This window comes from Sorangium sp. So ce406 (genome assembly GCF_051474675.1).
GTDB lineage: Bacteria > Myxococcota_A > Polyangia > Polyangiales > Polyangiaceae > Sorangium > Sorangium cellulosum_G.
On sequence record NZ_CP150340.1, the window covers coordinates 12,162,101 to 12,181,372 of the forward strand.

General features: G+C 71.3%; 17 protein-coding genes. 4 read left to right on the plus strand and 13 right to left on the minus strand.

The genetic code is table 11. The annotated features are described in order from the left end of the window. Positions 1-167: 167 nt before the first annotated feature. The 7 genes from asnB to WME96_RS45710 are packed head-to-tail and all read right to left on the minus strand — an operon-like array spanning position 168 to position 10,049. Positions 168-1,973, minus strand: a complete 1,806-nt coding sequence (gene asnB, locus WME96_RS45680) for an asparagine synthase (glutamine-hydrolyzing) (RefSeq protein ID WP_437287822.1) — start codon at positions 1,971-1,973, stop codon at positions 168-170. Positions 1,974-2,019: 46 nt separating this feature from the next. Beyond that, entirely contained in the window at positions 2,020-3,384 is a 1,365-nt protein-coding gene (locus WME96_RS45685) for an MATE family efflux transporter (protein ID WP_437287823.1), read from the minus strand. Positions 3,385-3,398: 14 nt separating this feature from the next. Continuing rightward, positions 3,399-4,187 carry a methyltransferase gene (locus tag WME96_RS45690; protein ID WP_437287824.1) on the minus strand — a complete coding sequence of 263 codons (789 nt, stop codon included), beginning with the start codon at positions 4,185-4,187 and terminating at the stop codon, positions 3,399-3,401. 3 nt (positions 4,188-4,190) lie between these two features. Then, positions 4,191-5,693, minus strand: a complete 1,503-nt coding sequence (locus tag WME96_RS45695; protein WP_437287825.1) for a DUF3526 domain-containing protein — start codon at positions 5,691-5,693, stop codon at positions 4,191-4,193. After that, positions 5,690-7,123, minus strand: coding sequence for an ABC transporter permease (locus WME96_RS45700; RefSeq protein WP_437287826.1), 1,434 nt, complete (start codon positions 7,121-7,123; stop codon positions 5,690-5,692). The genes WME96_RS45695 and WME96_RS45700 overlap by 4 nt, the downstream gene beginning before the upstream one ends. 38 nt (positions 7,124-7,161) lie before the next feature. Further along, complete coding sequence (locus WME96_RS45705; protein ID WP_437287827.1) at positions 7,162-9,276, minus strand: TonB-dependent receptor; 2,115 nt, start codon at positions 9,274-9,276, stop codon at positions 7,162-7,164. Continuing rightward, complete coding sequence (locus tag WME96_RS45710; protein ID WP_437287828.1) at positions 9,273-10,049, minus strand: ABC transporter ATP-binding protein; 777 nt, start codon at positions 10,047-10,049, stop codon at positions 9,273-9,275. The genes WME96_RS45705 and WME96_RS45710 overlap by 4 nt, the downstream gene beginning before the upstream one ends. A 282-nt stretch (positions 10,050-10,331) precedes the next feature. Here WME96_RS45710 and WME96_RS45715 point away from each other — a divergent pair, with 282 nt between their 5' ends. From WME96_RS45715 to WME96_RS45725, 3 genes are all read left to right on the plus strand, one after another. Then, positions 10,332-11,690 (plus strand): AAA family ATPase, encoded by a 1,359-nt coding sequence (locus WME96_RS45715; protein ID WP_437287829.1) that lies wholly within the window; start codon positions 10,332-10,334, stop codon positions 11,688-11,690. 113 nt (positions 11,691-11,803) lie between these two features. Next, positions 11,804-12,235 carry a hypothetical protein gene (locus WME96_RS45720; RefSeq protein ID WP_437287830.1) on the plus strand — a complete coding sequence of 144 codons (432 nt, stop codon included), beginning with the start codon at positions 11,804-11,806 and terminating at the stop codon, positions 12,233-12,235. Between the two features lie 70 nt (positions 12,236-12,305). Continuing rightward, on the plus strand, positions 12,306-13,031 hold the full coding sequence (locus WME96_RS45725) for an SDR family oxidoreductase (RefSeq protein ID WP_437287831.1): 726 nt from the start codon (positions 12,306-12,308) through the stop codon (positions 13,029-13,031). A 90-nt stretch (positions 13,032-13,121) separates the two neighbouring features. Here the strand turns inward: WME96_RS45725 and WME96_RS45730 are convergent, their stop codons facing one another. The 6 genes from WME96_RS45730 to WME96_RS45755 form a co-directional block, all read right to left on the minus strand. Continuing rightward, a complete protein-coding gene (locus WME96_RS45730; RefSeq protein ID WP_437287832.1) occupies positions 13,122-13,922 on the minus strand; it encodes a hypothetical protein in 801 nt (266 codons plus the stop codon). Positions 13,923-13,987: 65 nt separating this feature from the next. Continuing rightward, positions 13,988-14,767 (minus strand): hypothetical protein, encoded by a 780-nt coding sequence (locus WME96_RS45735; protein ID WP_437287833.1) that lies wholly within the window; start codon positions 14,765-14,767, stop codon positions 13,988-13,990. A 49-nt stretch (positions 14,768-14,816) separates the two neighbouring features. Continuing rightward, positions 14,817-15,434 carry an RNA polymerase sigma factor gene (locus tag WME96_RS45740; RefSeq protein WP_437287834.1) on the minus strand — a complete coding sequence of 206 codons (618 nt, stop codon included), beginning with the start codon at positions 15,432-15,434 and terminating at the stop codon, positions 14,817-14,819. A 53-nt stretch (positions 15,435-15,487) separates the two neighbouring features. Further along, positions 15,488-16,573 carry a hypothetical protein gene (locus tag WME96_RS45745; RefSeq protein WP_437287835.1) on the minus strand — a complete coding sequence of 362 codons (1,086 nt, stop codon included), beginning with the start codon at positions 16,571-16,573 and terminating at the stop codon, positions 15,488-15,490. 143 nt (positions 16,574-16,716) lie between these two features. Continuing rightward, positions 16,717-17,679, minus strand: a complete 963-nt coding sequence (locus WME96_RS45750; protein ID WP_437287836.1) for a class I SAM-dependent methyltransferase — start codon at positions 17,677-17,679, stop codon at positions 16,717-16,719. A gap of 122 nt (positions 17,680-17,801) precedes the next feature. Further along, the gene (locus WME96_RS45755) at positions 17,802-18,419 is read right to left on the minus strand and encodes a TetR/AcrR family transcriptional regulator (protein WP_437287837.1); all 618 of its coding nucleotides are present in this window, start codon (positions 18,417-18,419) and stop codon (positions 17,802-17,804) included. A gap of 101 nt (positions 18,420-18,520) precedes the next feature. Here WME96_RS45755 and WME96_RS45760 point away from each other — a divergent pair, with 101 nt between their 5' ends. Then, entirely contained in the window at positions 18,521-19,261 is a 741-nt protein-coding gene (locus WME96_RS45760; RefSeq protein ID WP_437287838.1) for a 3-oxoacyl-ACP reductase family protein, read from the plus strand. Positions 19,262-19,272: the final 11 nt, after the last annotated feature.

Genomic DNA, 19,272 nt, shown 5'->3' on the forward strand with positions numbered 1-19,272 from the left:
CGGAGGCCGCTGCGCCGCGAGCATGACGGGAGCGCCGGCGGGCTCGCCGACGCTGGCAGGCCACTTATGTGGCATGCGAAACCAATTGTCAATTGTAAATGAGTTGCATTTACTGGGCGAGAGCGTTGCGGCCGGGCTGTCCTTTCCCGTCCCGGCGCGCCTCCGGGTCAGGGGGCCCGCGACGGCGCCAGATACGGGGCCTGGCGCCGGAGGATGCCCTCGGCCGTGTACAGGCGGGAGAACAGGTTGCGCGTGGCCGGGTCCGGATCCTCCCAGAGCCTCCTCAGGTATCTCGGGTCGACGAGCCCGGCGCTGCTCAGCACGCAGCCCTGATCGAAGAGGATGGCAGCCCTCTCCGCGAACGGCCTCGAGAACCACATCTCGGCGGGGATGGGGAACCCCTGCTTCTTGCGCGAGGCGATGACCGGGGGGACGAGATCGGCGAGGGCCTGCTTGTAGATCCCCTTCTCGGAGCCGTCGAGCTGCTTCAACTTGCTCTGGAAATCGAAGGCGAGGCGGACGATCTCGGTGCTCGCGAGGGGCGAGCGGGCCTCGACGCTGTGGCGCATGCTGATGAGGTCCATCTGCCGGAACTCGTAGACGGCGAGCCGGCCGTGGAAGTGCAGGAGCTGCACGGCCTGCAGGCTGTCGAGCGGCCAGTCGCCGTAGAGCGACAGGATCCGGCGGTATTTGCTGGTGGTCAGTCGCGCGGCGTCGTGGTGAGGCATGAGCTGCCCCAGATCGGTCTTCCCGGACCAGTGAAAGGCGCCGTAGTAGCGCTCGGCGAGCTCGGGGAGGGGCACGTCCGCCATTGCCCGGCCGTAGGAGTAGCCGTCGAAGATCTCGTCGGGCCCGCTTCCGGAGAAGATGACGCGCGTCTCTCGCCCGGCCTCCTCGAAGAGCCGGATGAGGCAGGGCGCCTCCTGGGATCCGAGCGGCTCGCCGGCGGTCTCGATCCACCGGTCGAGGTAAGCGCAGTAGTCCGTGTCCGACAGGATGATCTCGGTGTGCTGCGTCGCGTACTCCCGGGCGAGCGCTCTCGAACAGGCGAACTCGTCGAAGACGCTGGTGCTCTTCGGGAGGAGCTGACCCGTCGGCTGGAAGCCGATGGAGAACGTCTTCATGCGCAGGCCGGCGCGGCGGGCCGCGGCGAGGACGGCCGTGGAGTCGATGCCGCCGCTCAGCAGGAGGCCGTAGGGGACCTCGAGGTCGAACGTCCTGCGGCAGCCGTCGACGACGGCATTCCTGATCTCCTGCCGGATCGCGGGGACGTCGGTCCTCGTCAGATCGCCGCGCGGGATCCGGTAATAGCGCCCCGTCTCCTGGCGCTCGGGCGTCCTGGTCAGCCAGGTGCCCGACTCGAGCTTGCGGATCTGCCGGATGTGCGTGGTGCTGCCCAGGATGAAGCGGTGCGCGGTGAACTCGGCGAGGCCGTCGAGGTCCCAGTCCTTCCTGCGGTAGGGGTCCTTGACGAGCGGGTCGATCTCCGAGGCGAAGACAAGGGCGTCGTCGTCCTCCCACAGGTAAACCGTCTTCTGCCCGGTGGGGTCGCAGGCGATGAGCCCCGTCTGCGTCGCGCTGTCGAACAGGGCGAAGGCGAACATGCCCTCGAGCTCCTCCACGCAGGCGAGCCCCCAGGCCTCGTACGCCGCGAGGATGACCTCGGTGTCCGAGGCGGTCCTGAACGGGAACCGCGACAGCCGCGCGCGCAGGTCGCGGTGGTTGTAGATCTCGCCGTTGAAGACGATGGTGAGGCGCTGATCGGCCGAGGTGAGCGGCATGTCCGCGCCGGGGTTCCCGGCGTCGGTGATGCGCAGCCGGTTGCTGCCGAGGAGGGCCCAGCTCGCGCATTGCACGGCGCCCCGCGCGTCCGGCCCGCGGTGGTGCATCGCTTCGAGGAGCGACGCCATCTCGTCGTGCTGCGCGGCGCCGATGGGCCGCTTCTTGTTGAAGATGCCAGCGATCGAACACATCGAGCACTCTCCTGGCTGGAGGTGGAGGGAGCGGCCCGGAGTGGCGTCAGGCGGTGACGGGCTCTCGAGGGCGCGCCGGGAACGCCACCGGCAGGAGCCTCGGGAGCGCCAGGTGGAGATAGACAGAGCGCGTCAGGCTGAACAGGAGGAAGGCCATCCAGAGCCCGTGGTTGCCCCAGCGGGTCGCGAGGACAGGCCAGGTGACGAAGAAGACCAGGGTGGCGGCGAGCAGCGAGTTGCGGACGGGGGCGGCCCGGGTCGCGCCCGTGAAGACGCACTCGAGGATCATGCTCCAGAAGATCGCGACCGGGAACAGGACCATCCAGATGAAGTAACGGCCCGTCATCTGCGCGATCGACTCGAGCGGCGTGAACAGCCCGAGGATGGCCGGCTGCGCGACGATGCACGCGAGGCTGATGGCCAGCGCGGACAGCGACGCCGTCCAGAACGAGAGCCGGATCGTGTCGTGGAAGCGCTCCCGGGACTGGGCCCCTATCGCCTGGCCGGCGAGCATCCCCGCGGTGTTCCCGAGCCCGCCCAGCGCGCAGGAGATGACGAGCTGCATGTGCATGAGGATCGCGTTGACGGCCAGGACCTCGGGGCCGAGGAGCGCGCTCTGGCGGGTGATCCAGCCGAAGACGCCGAGCAGGCAGGTCGTGCGCACGAGGACGTCGCTGTTCACCCGCCACATGCGGGTGATGGCGTGCAGATCGACGAGGTGCTGCCACCGGAGATGGACGCCGCGCAGGTGGCCTTTGCGCCAGATCACCAGGAAGCCGACGACGACCTTCGCCACCTCGGCCAGCACGGTGGCCCAGGCGACGCCGCTCACCCCGAGGTCGAGCGCGGTGACGAAGGTGACGGTCAGGACGAGGTTGAGCAGGTCCATCCCGACATAGAGCAGCATCGCCCAGCGCACCTCGGCCATCCCGATGAGCCAGCCCGCGACCACGTAGCCCATCAGCACCGCGGGAGCCCCCCAGATGCGCGCCTCGTAGTAGGCCGCGGCGTGGGACTCGACCTGCCCGTGGGCCCCCATCAGATCGAGGCCGGCGGCCCCGAGGGGGCCCTGCAGCACCAGAAAGACGCAGCCGACCAGGCCGGCGAAGACCATCGGGCGGAACAGCTGCAACGCGGCCTCCTGGCGATCCTCGGCGCCGCGCGCCTGGGCCGCGAAGCCGCTCGTGCTGGTCCGGAAGAAGCCGAGGAGCCAGTAAAGGGTGTTGAATATCTGGCTGCCGACGGCGACTCCCCCCATCGTGGCCGCGTCGCCGAAGTGCCCCATGACGGCGGTGTCGGTCGCGTTCATGATCGGCCCCGACAGGCCGGCGAGGGTGAGGGGGAGCGCGAGCTTCCAGTACGACCCGAAGCTCAAGGCCTCCTGGCGAGGCTGCGTGCGGTGCTGGGCCATCGATCCAGTCCTCGTCACAGCGTGAAGGAGAGGAGGTGTGTCAGGATCTTGTCGTAGGGAGCGGACCAGGTCTTCCGCTTCAGGAGCTCGGGCTTGAAGCCGCGGCGCAGCGCGTGCGCCGTGATGCCCTGGAGGTTGCTGGCGTTCGAGAGCACGGTGACGACCCTGCCCCCCGGCGCGAGCAGCGCTCGAGAGGCGATCTCGTCGAAGAAGCTCACCATGATCGCGGAGCCAGAGAAGTTCACCCGCGTGAGATCGGGATCGTCGGAGCGCAGCGGGTTCGCGGGCGGGTTGAAGAGGATCACGTCGGCGCGCCTGCCGGGCGGCAGCGCGGAGAAGAGGTCCGAGACAAGGAAGTGGTGCCTTCCGGGGTCGCGCGCGCCCGTGTGCCGCTCGAAGCTCGCAAGGCTCGACGCGACGCTCGCTTCATGGATATCCATCGCGTAGATCTCGCGGGCGCCGCGCTGCCGCGCGAGGACGGGCTCGACGCCCGCGCCGCACCCCATCACGATGACGGCGGCGCCCTGCGTCTCGACGAGCCCGTCGTGGAGGGCGTCGAAGATCACCTCGCTCGTCCCGCCCGGCACGAGGACGCCGGACGGGACCGCGAACTCGAGCCCGCGGTAGACGTAATCGCCTCCGAGGACCTTCGTGCCCCGGTTGACCTGCTCGATCTCCTCGGCGGAGAGCATGGGCGGCAGGGAGAGATAGAATCTTCGGATGGGCTCGGCGAGCGCGTCGACCTCGCGAGGGGCCAGCGCGAGACCGTGAATGTCCTCGATCCGGGGCGTTCGGTCATCCATGGGTCACGTCTCTCCTGCTTTCTCGTCGCCGGTCAGCAGCGTGTAAGGGGCGCTCGACGACCCCTGGCCGGCGGCCGGCCGGGAAGAGCCCTTGACCGAGGCGCTCGCCTCCTCCAGCCACGGCGTCGCGTCGATGCGTCGGACGGCCAGCGGGAGCGCCGCGCCGAGCAACGCGAGGACGCCGAGCAGCCCGGCGAGGCCGGCGAGGTGCACGGGGCGCGGGGCGCCGTCGAAGCGGTGGCGCGGGACAGCGTCGATGTCGAACGCGGCGAGGCCCTTGTCATCGAAGACGAGCGGATAGAAGTACTGCTTGAGCTGCTCGTGGTAGGCGGCGATGCTGTCCCTGAAGGCGAGCTCCGTGGCCATGTCCGTGCCCGCCATCCGGTCGAGCACGAGCTCCAGCGCGAGCGGCGGCAGGACGAGGGCGGCCCGCGCGGTCCACTGCTCCCGGCGCGCGAGCGCAGCGTGGTAGTCCTCGACCTGCCGGGCGACGTGCGCGTCGCCCATCTCGTGCATGGCGTAGTACCAGGGCCAGGAGAAGCGGTCTTCCGGCACCGGCGTGGACGCCCACTCGGGCCGGCGCGCGAAGAACGGATCGAGGGTGGCGCGCTTCGGCCGGTCCCAGCCGGCGTTCATCTCCTGCCGCTGCGCGAGGGTGAGCTCGACGCCGCCGCGGGCGGGAGAGGCGGTGATGATCGCGAGGTTGACGAGCGCGGGAAGGAGGACGCACCACGCGATCCACGCGCCCACGAGCGAGATGGCGTTCCACGCGGAAGAGCGGCGCAGCGAGGCCACGAGGAACACGACGACGAACCAGAGCGCGATGTACGCGAGCGACGCGAGCGCGATTGCGCCGGCGCGCGCGTCGAGCGGGAGGCCGAGCCAGGCGACGGCGAAGGCGAGCAGCGCGAGCGCGACGGCGGAGACCAGCGCGGCGCGCAGCGCGAGCCGGAGGGCGAGCACGCGGGACAGGCGGGTCGGCTGGGAGCAGACGAGCGGCTCGGTGCCGAGATCGTCGTCGCGCGACCGGACATCGTAGCTCACGCCGATGATGAAGAGCGGGACGAGGAAGATGAGGACGAACCCGTAATCGAAGCTGCCGGAGAGCTGCTTCAGCGGGTTGGCGATGTCGGTCTTGTAGAGCTGCGGCACGAGGCCGATGAAGCGCAGGTGCCGGCTGTACGGGTGCACGTCGCGCAGCCCGGTCGAGAGCGCCGTCCACTCGTTCGGCTCGTGCGCGACCGGCATCGCGAGGTAGTAGAGGACGAGGCCGAGATCGTCCTCCGGCGCGTGCGTCTTGCGGAGGTAGCTCTCCTCCTCCCTGAGCGCTGGCTCGAGCGCCGCGATGACCTCGCGCTCGTGCGCGACGCGGGACGCGCCGTCGACGATGGCGGCGACGCCGGCGACGAGCAGGAGGGCAGCGACGACGAGGGCTGTCCGCGCGCGGAGCATCTGGTGGAGCTCCAGGCGCGCGCGCGCGAGAAAGCGTGAGGAAAAGGAGCTCATGACGCCTCTCCGAGGCGGCGGGTGAAGAGCGCGACGGCGAGCGAGAGCGCCGCCGCCCACGCGAGCACGGCCAGGCCGGCGGGCGCCACGCGGGACAGCGCCCACGCGGCGGGAGCCTTCCTTTGCTGGAAGGGAGCGAACTCGCTCCATTCCGCCCGATCGACCCGCTGCGCCTTGTCGTTGTGCCAGCGGATCTTCGTGGTGTGGAGGTGGTTCAGGTGCTGGACGAAGGCGTAGCGGTACGCCTCGGCCTGCTCCTCGAAGTCGGCGAGGTGGTGGGCGTCGGTGCCGGCGATCCCCATCGAGAACGACCGGATCGCGAGCAGCGGCGTGAACAGGCCGGCGCGGAGCGCGAGCGCGTCCTGGGCGCGGTGCGCGTCGAACAGGCGCGTGTAGTAGTCGTTGAACACCGCCGTCGTGACCTTCTCCCCCTCGCGCATCACGACGCCGCCGTAGTTGACCGGGAGGTCCTCGACGCGCGACGCGCCGTGCTCGGCCAGCGTGCGGCGCCGGAGCTCCTGGAAGTGGGGGTTGTTCGGGTCGTGGCTGTCTCCGACCTCGCGGATCGCGTGCGCGAGGTCGAGCTCGACCTGGGCCCGCGACGGCGTCGGGTGGAGGCGGCTCGCGGCCTGGGTGGCGAGCCGCGGCACGACGATCCAGAGCGCGACCCACAGGCCGAGGAGCGTCAGGAGGGCGCCCTGCGCGCGGCGGTGGAACGACGAGACGAGCACGCCGAGCGCCGTGCAGGCCGCCAGATAAACGGCGTATCCGCCCGCGAGCACGGCCGCGCGGAGGATCGTGTCGCTGGAGGCGTCGAGCACGCCCGCGAGCAGGGCGCCCGCCATCGCGAGCGCGAGGAGCGGCGTGAGCCAGAGCGCGACGGCGAGCAGCGTGCCGAGGACCTTGCCGACGACGAGGACGCGCGCGTCGACGCCCTGAGAGACGGCGAGGCGCCATGTCCCCGACTCGCGTTCTCCGGCGACGCTGGCGAACGTCATGCAGAAGATGAGCAGCGGCAGCAGCACCTGGAGGACGAAGGCGGCGCTCGGGGTCCCGAAGCGCGCGAGCTCGCTCGACTGCCCGGCCTCGCTGAAGCTCAGCGCGTTGCGCTGGTGCGGCTCGAGGAAGATCGACGTGCCGGCGAAGGACTCGAGGCCCGGATCGAAGAAGCCGAGGGGGCTCGGGGCGCGGAAGGCGAAGGTGCCGTAATGGGCGGCGCGGTGCGGGTGGCGATCGGGCTGATCGACCCACTGGCGGTGGACCAGCTCCTGGAAGGCCGCGCGCTGGCGGGCCTCCTGGGTGTGCCGCGCCGCCTCGAGCAGGAAGGCGGCGACGAGGAGCGCCGCGACGAGCGCGGCGGCGATGCGGACGGTGCGGTTGCGCAGCGCGCGGATGGCCTCGTGCCGCGCCGCTGTCGAGAGGGCTCTCATGCGCTGACTCCCTGTTGGGCCCGTGGGACCGCGGCGCCTCAGAAGCTCAGGGTGCCAGTCACGTACGCCGAGCGCGCGTCGCCCGGGTTGTGCTGGGCCCCGGCGGCGCCGAAGTCCTTGTACCAGATGGACGTGTCGTACGACTGGTCGAGCAGGTTGTGCACCTCGACGCCGAGCGCGATCGACTCGGACACGTCGTGGGCTGCGCTCGCGTTGATGACGACGTAGTCGCCGACCTTCCGCGAGCCGTTCTCGTCGGTATGGTTCTCCTTGTTCAGGTAGTAGTCGCCCTGCGCGTAGCACCAGAGCGAGACGAGCAGATCCTGCGTGGGGTGAACGTCGATACCGGCCTTCGCGCTGAAGCTCGGGACGTGGTCGAGCTCCTTGCCCTTGTTCGCGGCGAGCGCCGGGCCCGGCTCGACCTGCTCGGAGATGGCGCGGCTGAACGCGCCCCACACGGAGACGAAATCGAACGGGCGCAGCGTGAGCTCGACGTCGAAGCCGCGGCGCAGCGTCTCGCCGACGTTCTCGGCGTCGCCGGAGCCGTCGCCCTTGTCCCGCACCTCGCCGCTCGCGCGCTGCTCCCAGTACGCGACGTGGCCCTTGAGCCAGGGGAAGACGCTCGACCGGTAGCCGACCTCCCAGCCGTCGTTGATCGACGGCTCCAGCGGCGTGCCCTGGGTGGCGTAGGCGCCCTTGCCCGTGCCGATCTGGAAGGAGCGACCGTAATTGGCATACACGCTCTGCCCCTTCACCGGCGTCACCAGGACGCTCGCCTTGGGCTGCCAGATGAAGCCGTAGTCGTTGAGGCCGCGGTCGACCCTGCGGGGCGCCTCTCCCGCGGGCTGCTCGAGGAAGCCGCCCGAGCCGGCGAGGCGGTCGGCCCGCAGCGCGGCCACGAGCTTGATCGGCTCGAGCGGGCGCGCGCTCGCCTGCAGGTAAGAGCCGATGGCGTGGAGGTCGAAGTCCTCATCGCGGAACGCGGCGCCCTGCCGCGCGCGGTCCACCGTGGGGATGCGCTGGTATCTGCTGTCCTGGAGCTGGTAGTCGACGCCCCACTCGACGGTGAGGTCGAGCGTTCGCGGCTCGCGCGCCCGGTAGGTGAGCACCGAGATCGCGCCGTATTGCCGGTCGTCCTCGATCCGGAGGTGCTGGTCGAGATCGGGGTCGAACCTCACCCAGCGGTCCCGCAAGAACGCCTGCCCGTAGCCCTTGAGCTGCCAGGAGAGGCCCTCGGTGAGCTCGCGATCCACGTGGACGCTCGCGTGGAGGGTCGCCTGCCGGCCGCCGTCGGTCGCCGAGTGCGCGGGCGACGATCTCGGGCGCGCGCGCGCGTCTTCCGCGGACAGGTAGCCGGGGGCGTCCGCGTCGAGGAGCATGCCGCGCACGATGAGCCCGACCCGGAGCTCCCTGGACGGCTCGTAGAACCACTTGGCCGAGCCGGCGACCTTGTCGCTGCGCGCGTGATCGCGGTAGCCGTCCGACCCGCGGTAGCCCGCGAAGTAGGTCTGGCTCAGCGCGCCGCGCTCGTCGGCGACGAGCACCTGGGGCTCCACGGTCCAGAAGCTCCCGGCGAGGAGCCGGGCGATCCGCTCGCTCCCGGTCTTGCGGGTGACGACGTGGATGTTGCCGGCGACGTTGTTGAGCCCGTAGCGCGGGTCGTTCGTGCCCTTGACGACCTCGATCCGCTCGATCTCGAGCGGAAACACGGCCTTCATGTCGGGGAGGCCGACGTGGTGGTTGCTGGGGATGCCGTCGATGAGGAGCTTCGTGTGGGCGACGTCGCCCTGCGTGTTGAAGCCGCGGAGCCCCACGTCGGCGTTGATGATGCCCTGGTTGAAGGACTCGACGTAGACCGCCGGGACGCGCCGGAGCAGCTCGAGCGGCTCGGCGGTGCTCTGATGCTGGATCTCCTCGCCGCCGAGGACGTCGACCGAGGTCACGACGTCGGCGCTGTCGAGCGGCCCGATGCGCTGGCCGATGACGACGACCTCCTCGCCGAGCGCGGGAGAGGCCTCCGGCGCCGCGGTCTCGGGGGTGCCCGCCGGCGCGGGCGCCGCGGCGGCGGTGGGGTCCGCCGCCGCGGCGGCGCGGGCCGAGAGGAGCGCGGCGAGCGCGGTCGCGAGCCGGGAGGTGTGCGCGCGCGGGGTCATGACAGGGCCTCTGACGTGGGCGCGGAGGACGCGCCGTGGCGCGACGGGAGCTGGGGAGTCGCGCCGCCGGGCGGGTCGAAGTGGCGGCGGTACAGCGAGAGGATGTCGGCCTCGGACAGGCCGGCGGCGCTCGCGACCTCGACCAGCCGGCCGGCCTTCATGACGCCGATCCGGCGCGCGATGCTCGCGACGGCGCCGAGGTCGTGGGTCACCATCAGCACCGCGGCGCCGCGATCGCCCTCGCGCCGGATCGCCGCGCAGAGGTCGCGGACGGCGCCCGGATCGAGGCCCGAGGTCGGCTCGTCGAGGAGCAGCGCGCCGGCGTTCTTCGCCTGCGACAGGGCGAGGACCACCTTCTGCCGCATGCCCTTGGAGTACCCGCTCGCCGGGCGGTGCACGGCGCCCTCGGGCAGCCCGGCCGCGGTGAGCAGCCGCGAGAGCTCCGCGGCGGGGGGCACGTGCGCCTGCGACAGGCCGAGGAAATACGCGAGGTTCTCGCAGCCGGTGAGGTGCGGATACAGCCTCACCTGCTCCGGCACATAGGCTATCTGCCGCCGCGCCGCGATCGGGTCGGGCTCCACGTGGACGGAGGCCACGTACGCCGCGCCGGAGGAGGGCCTCGCGAACCCGAGGAACAGGTTCAGCGTGGTCGTCTTGCCCGCGCCGTTCGGGCCGAGGAGGCAGAACACCTCGCCGGCAGGGACCTCGAGATCGAGCGCGTCGAGCGCGGGGACGCCCCCGTAGGACTTCGAAAGCTTCTTCGCCGTGAGCATGACAGTGCCGCCGGGGCCATCGCCGCCAGCGGCGCACCGTATGCGATCGGCTCAACTGAAAGTCAATTGCAAATGTGATGCAACTGCATGCGGGTCGCGTAGGGGGCGCCGGGGGCGGCACCGTCGGGCGCGGGTGCCTGCGGGCTCGAGTTGCTGCCCCCGGGGGCAGGAGCGGGTCGGCGCCATCACCGGCCAGCGTCGGCGGTCCGCCGGGCAGGTGCATCCGTCCAGGCCTGCGCGTCTGGACCTCGACGGCGTGCTGTGGGACAGTGCTCTGGCAAGATGGCGAAAGCGGAGCGGACGAAGAAGATCTCCCAGCGCTCGAAGCAGGCGCCGCCTGCTGCGGGCATCAGTGCCATCGCGGTCGAGGGATACAAGTCGCTGCGGCAGCGGACAGAGGTCGAGATACGGCCGTTGACACTCCTCGCTGGTGCCAACAGCTCAGGTAAGTCGAGCGTGATGCAGGCGCCGCTACTGCTCAAGCAGACGCTCGAGACGCCCTACGATCCCGGCGCGCTCCTGCTCGACGGGCCGCATGTGCGGTTCACGGCTGCAGAGCAGCTGCTCTCGCGAAGCGGGAAGAGGCGGCTGAGTGATGGCTTCGCGGTTACCGTCGCGGTGAGCGACGGGGCCCGGGTAGAGGTGCGCTTCAAGCAGCAACCTGGCATGGGCTTCGACGTGGTAGAGATGACTACCGTGCAGTCCGACGGCAGGCGTTTCACGGTACGAGCCGGAGCGACTCGGGACGAGATCCTCCGTCTCTTCCCCAACGAGGAGGCGGTAAGAAACAAGATTCATAAAGCGTTGCCGCACATCTCCGTCGTCCGCGAACGATGCTTTCTCTCCGTTCAAGCCGAGGGAAGCTGGGCCGGCGTCTTCATCACCCTCCTGGCAGAGCTGCGGAAGCCATCGCCCGTCATCATGAGCAGCTTGCTAGGCATCATTCACGTCCCCGCGCTTCGCGGCAACCCTACGCGCACGTACAGGACGTCAGCTGTCGGCGACGCCTTCCCCGGCACGTTCGAGCCCTACGTAGCTAGCATCATCCATCACTGGCAGGCCGCGAAGGACATTCGTCAGAAGCAGCTCGGTGCGGCGCTGGAGAGGCTCGGCCTCACGTGGAAGGTCGAGACTGCGCGGATCGACGACACACAGGTCGAGCTGCGTGTGGGGCGCCTGCGTCACGGTGGGCGCGGCGGGGCGCAGGACCTAGTCAGCATCGCCGACGTCGGCTTCGGACTATCGCAGTGCCTGCCCGTCATGGTTGCGCTCCTCGCCGCGCGCCCCGGCCAGCTAGTCTATCTCGAGGAGCCGGAGATCCACCTGCACCCGCGAGCGCAGGTCGCCCTCGCGCAGCTCCTCGTCGATGCCGCCCTTCGCGGTGTTCGCGTCGTCGCGGAGACGCACAGCTCGCTGCTGCTCCTCGGCGTGCAGTCGCTCGTCGCAGAAGGAGCGCTATCTCCCGACCTGGTGGCGCTCCACTGGTTCTCCCAGACCGACGACGGCGCGACCGAGGTCCGGAGCGCGGAACTCGACGACGCGGGGGCCTTCGGCGACTGGCCTGAAGACTTCGACGAGGTCGCGCTGGCCGCGCAGAGCCGGTATCTCGACGCCGCGGAAGCGCGGATGGCCAGGCGCTGATGCGCGCCAAGGCATCTCGGCGTCTCGTCATCGATGCTTCGGTCGCCCGCGCGGCGGGCGGCGAGGGCGCGACGTTCCCTCTCTCCAAGCACTGCCGCGACGTCCTGAAGACGGTGCTCGACGTCTGCCACCGGGCCGTCATGCCAGTGGCGGTCCGCGATGAATGGAACAAGCACCAGTCGGTGTTCGCCACCCGATGGCGAGTCGCCATGGTCGCTCGCAAGAAGTTGGTCCTGGAGGACACGCCTCCGGATGACTTGTTGCGAGGTGAAATCGAGGCTGCCCCGGTGACCGAGCCTGGGCGCGAGGCGATGCTCAAGGACGTCCACCTGGTCGAAGCAGCGCGGGCGGCAGACCGGACGATCCTCTCCCTGGACGACGCGGCGCGCGGCCTGTTCGCCGGCGCCTCATGGCATGTCCGTGCGCTCCGGACGATCGTCTGGGTCAACCCGGGGAGCGAGGGCGACCGTGCGCAGGCGTGGCTGCACGACGGCGCTCCGCCCGAGGTCGCCTACCGGCTGCGCGCCGGCAAGCCGCGCCCGTGATACGGTGCCCGCGGCCGGCGCGGGGGAGCGGCGCTTCGTTCCACGCTGCGCGCGGCGGAGAGGGGAGACCGTGCGCCTGAAGGACAAGATCGCGCTCATCACCGGGGCGAGCAGGGGAATCGGGAGGGCCAGCGCGCTCGCGCTGGGCCGCGAGGGGGCCGTCGTGGTCGGCGTGGCGCGCACCGCGGCGGACCTGGGCGCGCTCGAGCGGGAGCTCCGCGCGGCGGGCGGCCGCGCGCTGATGATCGAGGCCGACGTCACCCGCGCCGCCTCCGTGGCCGCGTGCGTGGAGCGGGCGGTCCGCGAGCTCGGGCGGATCGACATCCTCGTCAACAACGCGGGCGTCGGCGGTTACCGGCCTTTCCTCGAGTGGTCCGAGGACGACTACGACCGCATCATGGCGACGAACATGAAGGGGACCTGGCTGTTCTGCCGCGAGGTCATCCCCCACATGCGCCGGCAGGGGGGCGGCCACATCATCAACGTCGCCAGCGTCGCCGGCCTCCAGGGCTATCCGAACGAGGCCATCTACTGTGCGTCCAAGTTCGCGCAGGTCGGCCTGACGCAGGCGCTCGACCGCGAGTTCTGGCAGGAGAACATCAAGGTGAGCGCCGTCTGTCCGGGCGGCGTCGAGACCCACTTCGCGATCGGCGACGGCCGGACCGCCGGCTCGGAGCGCATGCAGGGCTTCTCCACGGCCGAGGACGTGGCGGAGGCCGTGGTGCTCGCCGCGCTGCCGCGCGACCGCTCGCGCATCGTGCAGATCGTGATGCGGCCGATGAACGAGCCCACCTAGCCCCTCGCCACCGAGGGCCGAACCTGTGCTGGCGAACGGGCGCGAGCCGTCGCTCTGGTCGGGATCTCGGGGGAGCGTGAGGACGCGGTGTCACGGCGTGGGCCGACAGAGCTCCTCTATACACACGTGGTTTTCAGGGCACTCCACGTCCGACGCGCAGCTCTGCGCCGAGCTCTCCGGACCCGAGCACTCGCCATCCCAGCAGGCCTGACCATCGACGGGGCAGTCGGCCTCGGTCGTGCAGGACCCAGCGCCATTGCTGCAGATACCAGCCTTGCCGCAGAAGTGATCCCAAGGGCAATCCGCGTCTGTGACGCATCGGGAGCCGGGCGGAGGCAGCGTGGACTTGCAGTTCTCGGCGATGCACACGTAATTTTCAGGGCACTCCCCGTACTCCGGCCCGCAGGCCTGCACCCCCGGGCCCTCGCAGCCGGTGCCACCGCCGCAGATCTGACCATGGAGGGGGCAGTCGGCGTCGGTCGTGCAGGAGAACCCACCGCCATGGGTGCAAAAACCGGTCTTGGAGCAGAAGTCATCCGAAGGGCAATCCGCGTCTGCGATGCACTCCCTGGACACGGCGCCAGCGACACAGGCGCCGCTCACGCAGGAGAGCCCCGAAGGGCACTCCGCGTCCGCGATGCACTCGCTGGACTCGGCGCCATCGACGCAGTCGCCGCTCACGCAGGAGAGCCCCGAAGGGCACTCCGCGTCCGTGACGCAGCTCGTCCGGCACGCGCCCGCGCCACAGGTCTCTCCTTGGCCGCACTCGGCGTCGGTGGTGCACGCGACCTGTTGACTGTCATGGCCGATCGCGATGATGTCGGGGGTACACGAGAACATCGCCGTCGCGATCGTCAGGCTCGCTGCGCTGATGAACATCTGGATTTTCATGTTCGCTCCTCTCCCTGGCCAATGGCCGCGAACCGAGCGATCCGTGTGAGAAAATCCCTCTCGCGTCATTTCCCTTCGCACGCAGAGCGCACGCGGCCCGAATATGGCGAACCGGGGCTCTCCCGCAGGAAATCGAGCATCGCCGCGCGACCTTCCGCTGTCTTGTCGAGGTTGCAGAGCGCCACGACGCGGGCAGCGGCCCGCTCCTCCCGCAGCTCGTGCCCGCCCGCATCCGCGGCGTCGAGCAGCGAGAGAGCGCGCTCCGGGTCGCCACGCCGGAGCGCCTCGTGGACCTCGCGCAGCCGCCGCGTCTCGGCGACGAGCGGATCTTCTGCCGGCACCTGGGGCGGCGCACCCGGTCCGCCGGCAGGGGCCGACCGAGGCGCTCTCCCGGGCGTCGCGGGCCGCTCGAGCGCCGCCTGCGACGGGTCGAGCTTCCTGGCTTCCGCGGGCTCGATCGGCAGCGCCGGCTCGCGCGGGCGCTCCGCGGGCGCGCGGTCGTCGCTCGGCGCCGGCTGCCCCGCGACCGCCGCGCGCGCGCGCTCGGTGACCACGGCGCCGACATGGCTCGCGCGCGGAACGGCCCTCGGCCCGCCCTGCGTCGTGTGCAGCGTGGCGACGACCGCCGCGGGCGCGAGCACCGCCACGATTCCCCACGGCAGCAACGCCTTCGCCGGGACCATCGCAAAGCCGGCCTTCGCGGCGCCGCCCGCCGTGACCGCCGTGCCGAGGGCCAGGCTCCGGCGGAGCTTCGCGCGCACGCGCGCGCGGTCCGCCGCCGTGCTCCGGTCGCCGTTGCGGGCAGCCTCGAGGATCGATCGCGACAGGGGCCCGAGCTGACTCATGCCTCCGCTCCTTTCTGCGTGCTTCCCGCCGCGCGCCGGGGCCTCGCGTTCATCGCGACCTCCACCCGTCGCGCGCCCGCAGGCGCGCCGCGCCCTGCTCGAACTCCTTGCGAGCCGCCCGGAGGCGCGCGTAGACGGTGTTCACGTTGGCTCCGGTCGCCTCCGCGATCTCCGGCACCGTCATCTGCTCGAGCTCCGCGAGCACGAAGACGGCGCGCTTGTTGTCGTCGAGCCCCTCGAGCAGCGCGTGCAAGAGCCGCGTCGCCTGCGCCTGCGCCAGCGCTTCGTCACTGCTGGCCGCGCCGCTCTCCACCTGGTCCGGATCGAGGGGAGGGGACAGGGATCTCGCGAGCGGGCTCTTGCGCGCGTAGGCCCTGCGGTGCTCCCGCGCGACGCGCGCGACGATGCCCGAGAGCCACGCGCGGAGCGTGGAACGGGGCTCGAACGTCGAGAGCTTTCGGTGGACGACGAGAAACACTTCCTGCACCGCGTCGTCGGCGTGGCAGTCCGGGACGCCGAGCCGGCGTACGTTGCGCCAGACGAAATCGAAGTGGCGCTCGTAGATCGCGTCGAACTCGAGCGCCACCTCGCAGTCCGCCGACCCTGCCGGGGGCGCAACCTCCGCCCCGGCAGGATCGGCACCCAGGGTGAAGGCATGGGCGGCCACTCTCGCCCATGGCCAGCGCACGCCGATCCCGTGAAGAAAAACGACCACGCCCATCAAAACGCGAGCTCGAGCCCCAGGGCGGCCCGCGCCGCGACGCTCGGTTCGTGGACCTCGCCGACGCCTTCGAGCACGAAGCGCGGGCGCCTGAGCGGCACCACCGCCTCGAGACGGAGCCTCAGGCGCACCCACGGCTCGACGACCCACGCCGCCGCCGCGCCGCCGCGCAAGGCCGCCCACAAGGCGCTTCCTTCACCCGGGTCGCTCACGCCGTACCCCTCGGCGCGCATGCGGCCGACCTCGAATCCGGCGCAAGGCACACCGATCTCGAAATGCGGTCGAACGGCGCGCGCAAGAGGCGGCAAGAGGGCGCACGCCGTGAGCGAGCCGGCGATGAGATCGAGGGTCCCGCCGCTCTCGGGTCTGGCTGCGGACTCCGCCGTGTTCCTGGCCCAGAACGACGCCCCGACCTCCAGCCGCGCGGGGCCGACGACGACGCCGGCCCAGGGCTCGATGGCGCCGCTCAGGTGCTGCATCGTGCCCAGGTCGCTCATGCCGCCGAGCCCGATGCGAAAAAGGGGAGCCCTCTCGGCCACGCCCTCCGTCGGCCGCTCGCGTCCCCTCGTCGGGGGCACGGACCTCGACGGAACCCTGGGCGGCGTGGGCTCGGCGGTCCGAGCCGCGGCGGCCGGGGGCTCCGGGGCGGGATGGGCGGGACTCGCCCCGGCGCTCGAACGATCGCCCGTCGCCAGGTTGTCCGACCGCGTCGCGACCTCCGGATCGATCGCCATCGCCACCATGAGGGCCCCCGCGTCGGCCAGCGCACGGCACGTCGCGCCGCGCACGGTTCGCGCGCTCTCCCGTCCATCGCGAGAGATCTCGATGGACAGCACAAAGCCCGTGCCCGCGGGCGTGATGGTGCCCGCCGCCCGAAGTGTACCGTTCGAGGTGGGGCTCTGGTCCCCGAGTAGCCGGGTGATCTCGGCTTCGACGGCCGCGCCCGAGGGGCAGTCGGCGGGGGCCGTCCATCGCAAGGCAAAGGGGCGATCGTCGGCGCGCGCGGCGCTCGAGGCGAGGGTCGCAACGCACGGGAGCACGATGGCGACAAGCAGCGCTTGCGCCCCTGTGCGTGAAGTACGCATGCGCGTCGCACCCTACCACGGCGCGAAGGCGACGCGCCGCCGCCACCGGCGCGGCCCATGGCGGCGCGAGGCGACTCTCTCCTTGGCGCTCCTGGCGTCCTGGCGGTTCATCCCTTCTCTTCCGGGAACCGCGCCAGGCGATGTCAGGGACTCCGGTGGACGCGGGCGTTCATGTGGCGGCTCGAGGGCGGCGACGGCTTCGTCCCCGACACGACATAGCCGACGCCGCCGCCGGCGCTCGCGTACCTCTTGCTGGCGATCGCCTCGGCGGTCCTTTGGGCCGCTGCCATCGCCGCCGCCCAGCACCCCTCGAACTCCTGCTCCTCGCCTCCGCCGGCGAGGAAATACCGATGCGTATCGCCCCGGCTCCAGATCCAGAACTCGCGCCGCGCGAAGTCGGCGATCTCCTCCACCGTCGCCCGCTGCTCCGCCGACCTGTAGGGAGGCAGCAGCACGTTCGCCTTGTCGTTGAGGTAGACCTGGATATCGGTGAGACCGTGTCTGGCGAAGAGCTCGGGGATGAGCTCTCCCAGGGAGTTGTGCCCCTCGCCCAGGGCCGCCTTGCCGCGCTCGCACAGGAGCTGGAAGCGCACGAGGGCGAGCGTCTCGTCCACCGGCGCCTGCAGCACGGCCGCGCTCAGCAGGGCGCTCGCCAGGTTGTTCGGCTCGGCCACCGCGACGAGCCCGCCCGGCCTCGTGACGCGGACCATCTCGGCGAGCATCGCGCCCGGGTCCGCCGCGTGGATCAGCACCGTCTGGCACGTCACGAGATCGAACGTGTCGCCGTCGAACGGCAGCGCCTCGGCGACCCCGACCTGGTAGCGAAACCGCTCCGCCTCCCCGCGCGCCGCCGCGCGCTCGGCGGCCTTCTCGACCCACACGGGGTCGCGGTCGACGCCGGTGATGCGCGCCGCCCTCGGCAGCACCCCGCCGAGCACGCGCCCCCAGTGCCCGACGCCGCACCCGACGTCGAGCACCTCGCGCACGCGGCTCAGGCCCCATCGCCGCGCGAGCAGCTCGACGTAATCGTGGTTCCACCAGCTATCGCGCGTATCGCCGAAGTACTCGGCCGAATGCGAGGGGTGCTCGACGAACTCATTTCCCATGACAACGCACCTCGTGCGGGCCTCACTGCAGCGTCGAACGACCTCAACGTATCGCCGCCGCCGGCCTCGACGCAACTCGACACCAGCGCCGCGCCGGCGCGATCGCCCCGCTCAGATACCGCTTAGACCGCGGCGTGCGGTCTGGCCAGCACGTCCCAGGCGGCCATGGCGCAGTCGACGATCGCCTGGAGCGACTCGCGCGGGGCGCCGTCGCGGGCCTGCAGCGAGAGGCCGCTGAGGACGGTCGTGTAGAAGGCGGCGAGCGCCGCCGTGTCGGTGCCCGCCGGCAGGTCGCCCTCGGCGACGCCGCGCTCCAGCCGGCGCTGGAGCGCGTCCTGCGCGCTCCGCCGGACCTCGGCGAGGTGGCAGCGCACGGCCTCGCTCTCCGGCGTGCCGAGCGTCGCCGCGAGCACGATCATGCAGCCGCTCGGCTTGCCCGGGCTCACGTAGGCCTCCGCGTTGCTGCGCAGCATCGCCTCGACCGCCCCGCGCGCCGTGGGCTCCTCGCGCATCGCGCGGCTCGCCGCCGCGCCCTCGACCTCGGTGTAGAGCGCCACCGCCTCGCGAAACAGCGCCTCCTTGCAGCCGAACGCGGCGTACAGGCTCGGCGAGTTGATGCCCATCGCGGCCGTGAGATCGCTGAGCGACGTGCCCTCGTAGCCCCGCTCCCAGAACACCTCCATCGCCCGCCGCAAGGCCGCGGCCCGGTCGAAGCTGCGCGGGCGCCCCCGTCCGGCCATCACCCAGACCTTTCTGTGTCGATCACTAAAAAAATCGATTGACCCACGTTGAGGCGGCGGGGTATACGTTGTGTATCGATCGGCACAGAAAAGAGGTAATCATGGTGGAGCTTGCGGGCAAGGTGGCGCTGGTGACCGGGGGCAGCCGCGGGATTGGCGCGGCGATCGTCAGGAGGCTGGCGCGGGGCGGGGCGGACGTGGCGCTGACGTACGTGAGCGCCGCGGAGAAGGGGCGCGCGGTGGTCGCCGAGGTCGAGGCGGCGGGCCGGCGGGGGCTGGCGATCGCGGCGGACAGCGCGGATCCGGCGGCGGTGGTCGGCGCGGTCGAGCGGACGGCGGCCGAGCTTGGCCGGATCGACATCCTCGTCAACAACGCCGGCATCGCGCTGATGGGGCCGCTCGAGGCCGTGACGCTCGAGGACGTCGACCGGACGCTGGCGATCCACGTGAAGGCCGTCTTCCTCGCCTCGCAGGCCGCGGCGCGGCGCATGGGCGCTGGCGGGCGCATCATCAGCATCGGGAGCTGCCTTGCCGAGCGGGCGCCGGGGCCGGGCACCACCCTCTACTCGATGAGCAAGGCCGCACTGGTGGGGCTCACGAAGGGCCTCGCCCGCGACCTCGGGCCGCGCGGCATCACCGCCAACCTCGTCCAGCCTGGCCCCACCGACACGGACATGAACCCGGCCCACGGCCCGGGGGCCGACCATCAGCGGGGCCTGCTCGCGGTCCCGCATTACGGCAGCGCCGACGACATCGCCGCCACGGTCGCGCACCTCGCCGGCGAGGGCGGGCGCTTCATCACGGGCGCGACGATCGCGGTCGACGGCGGGTTCTCGGCCTGAGGTCGCCGTGG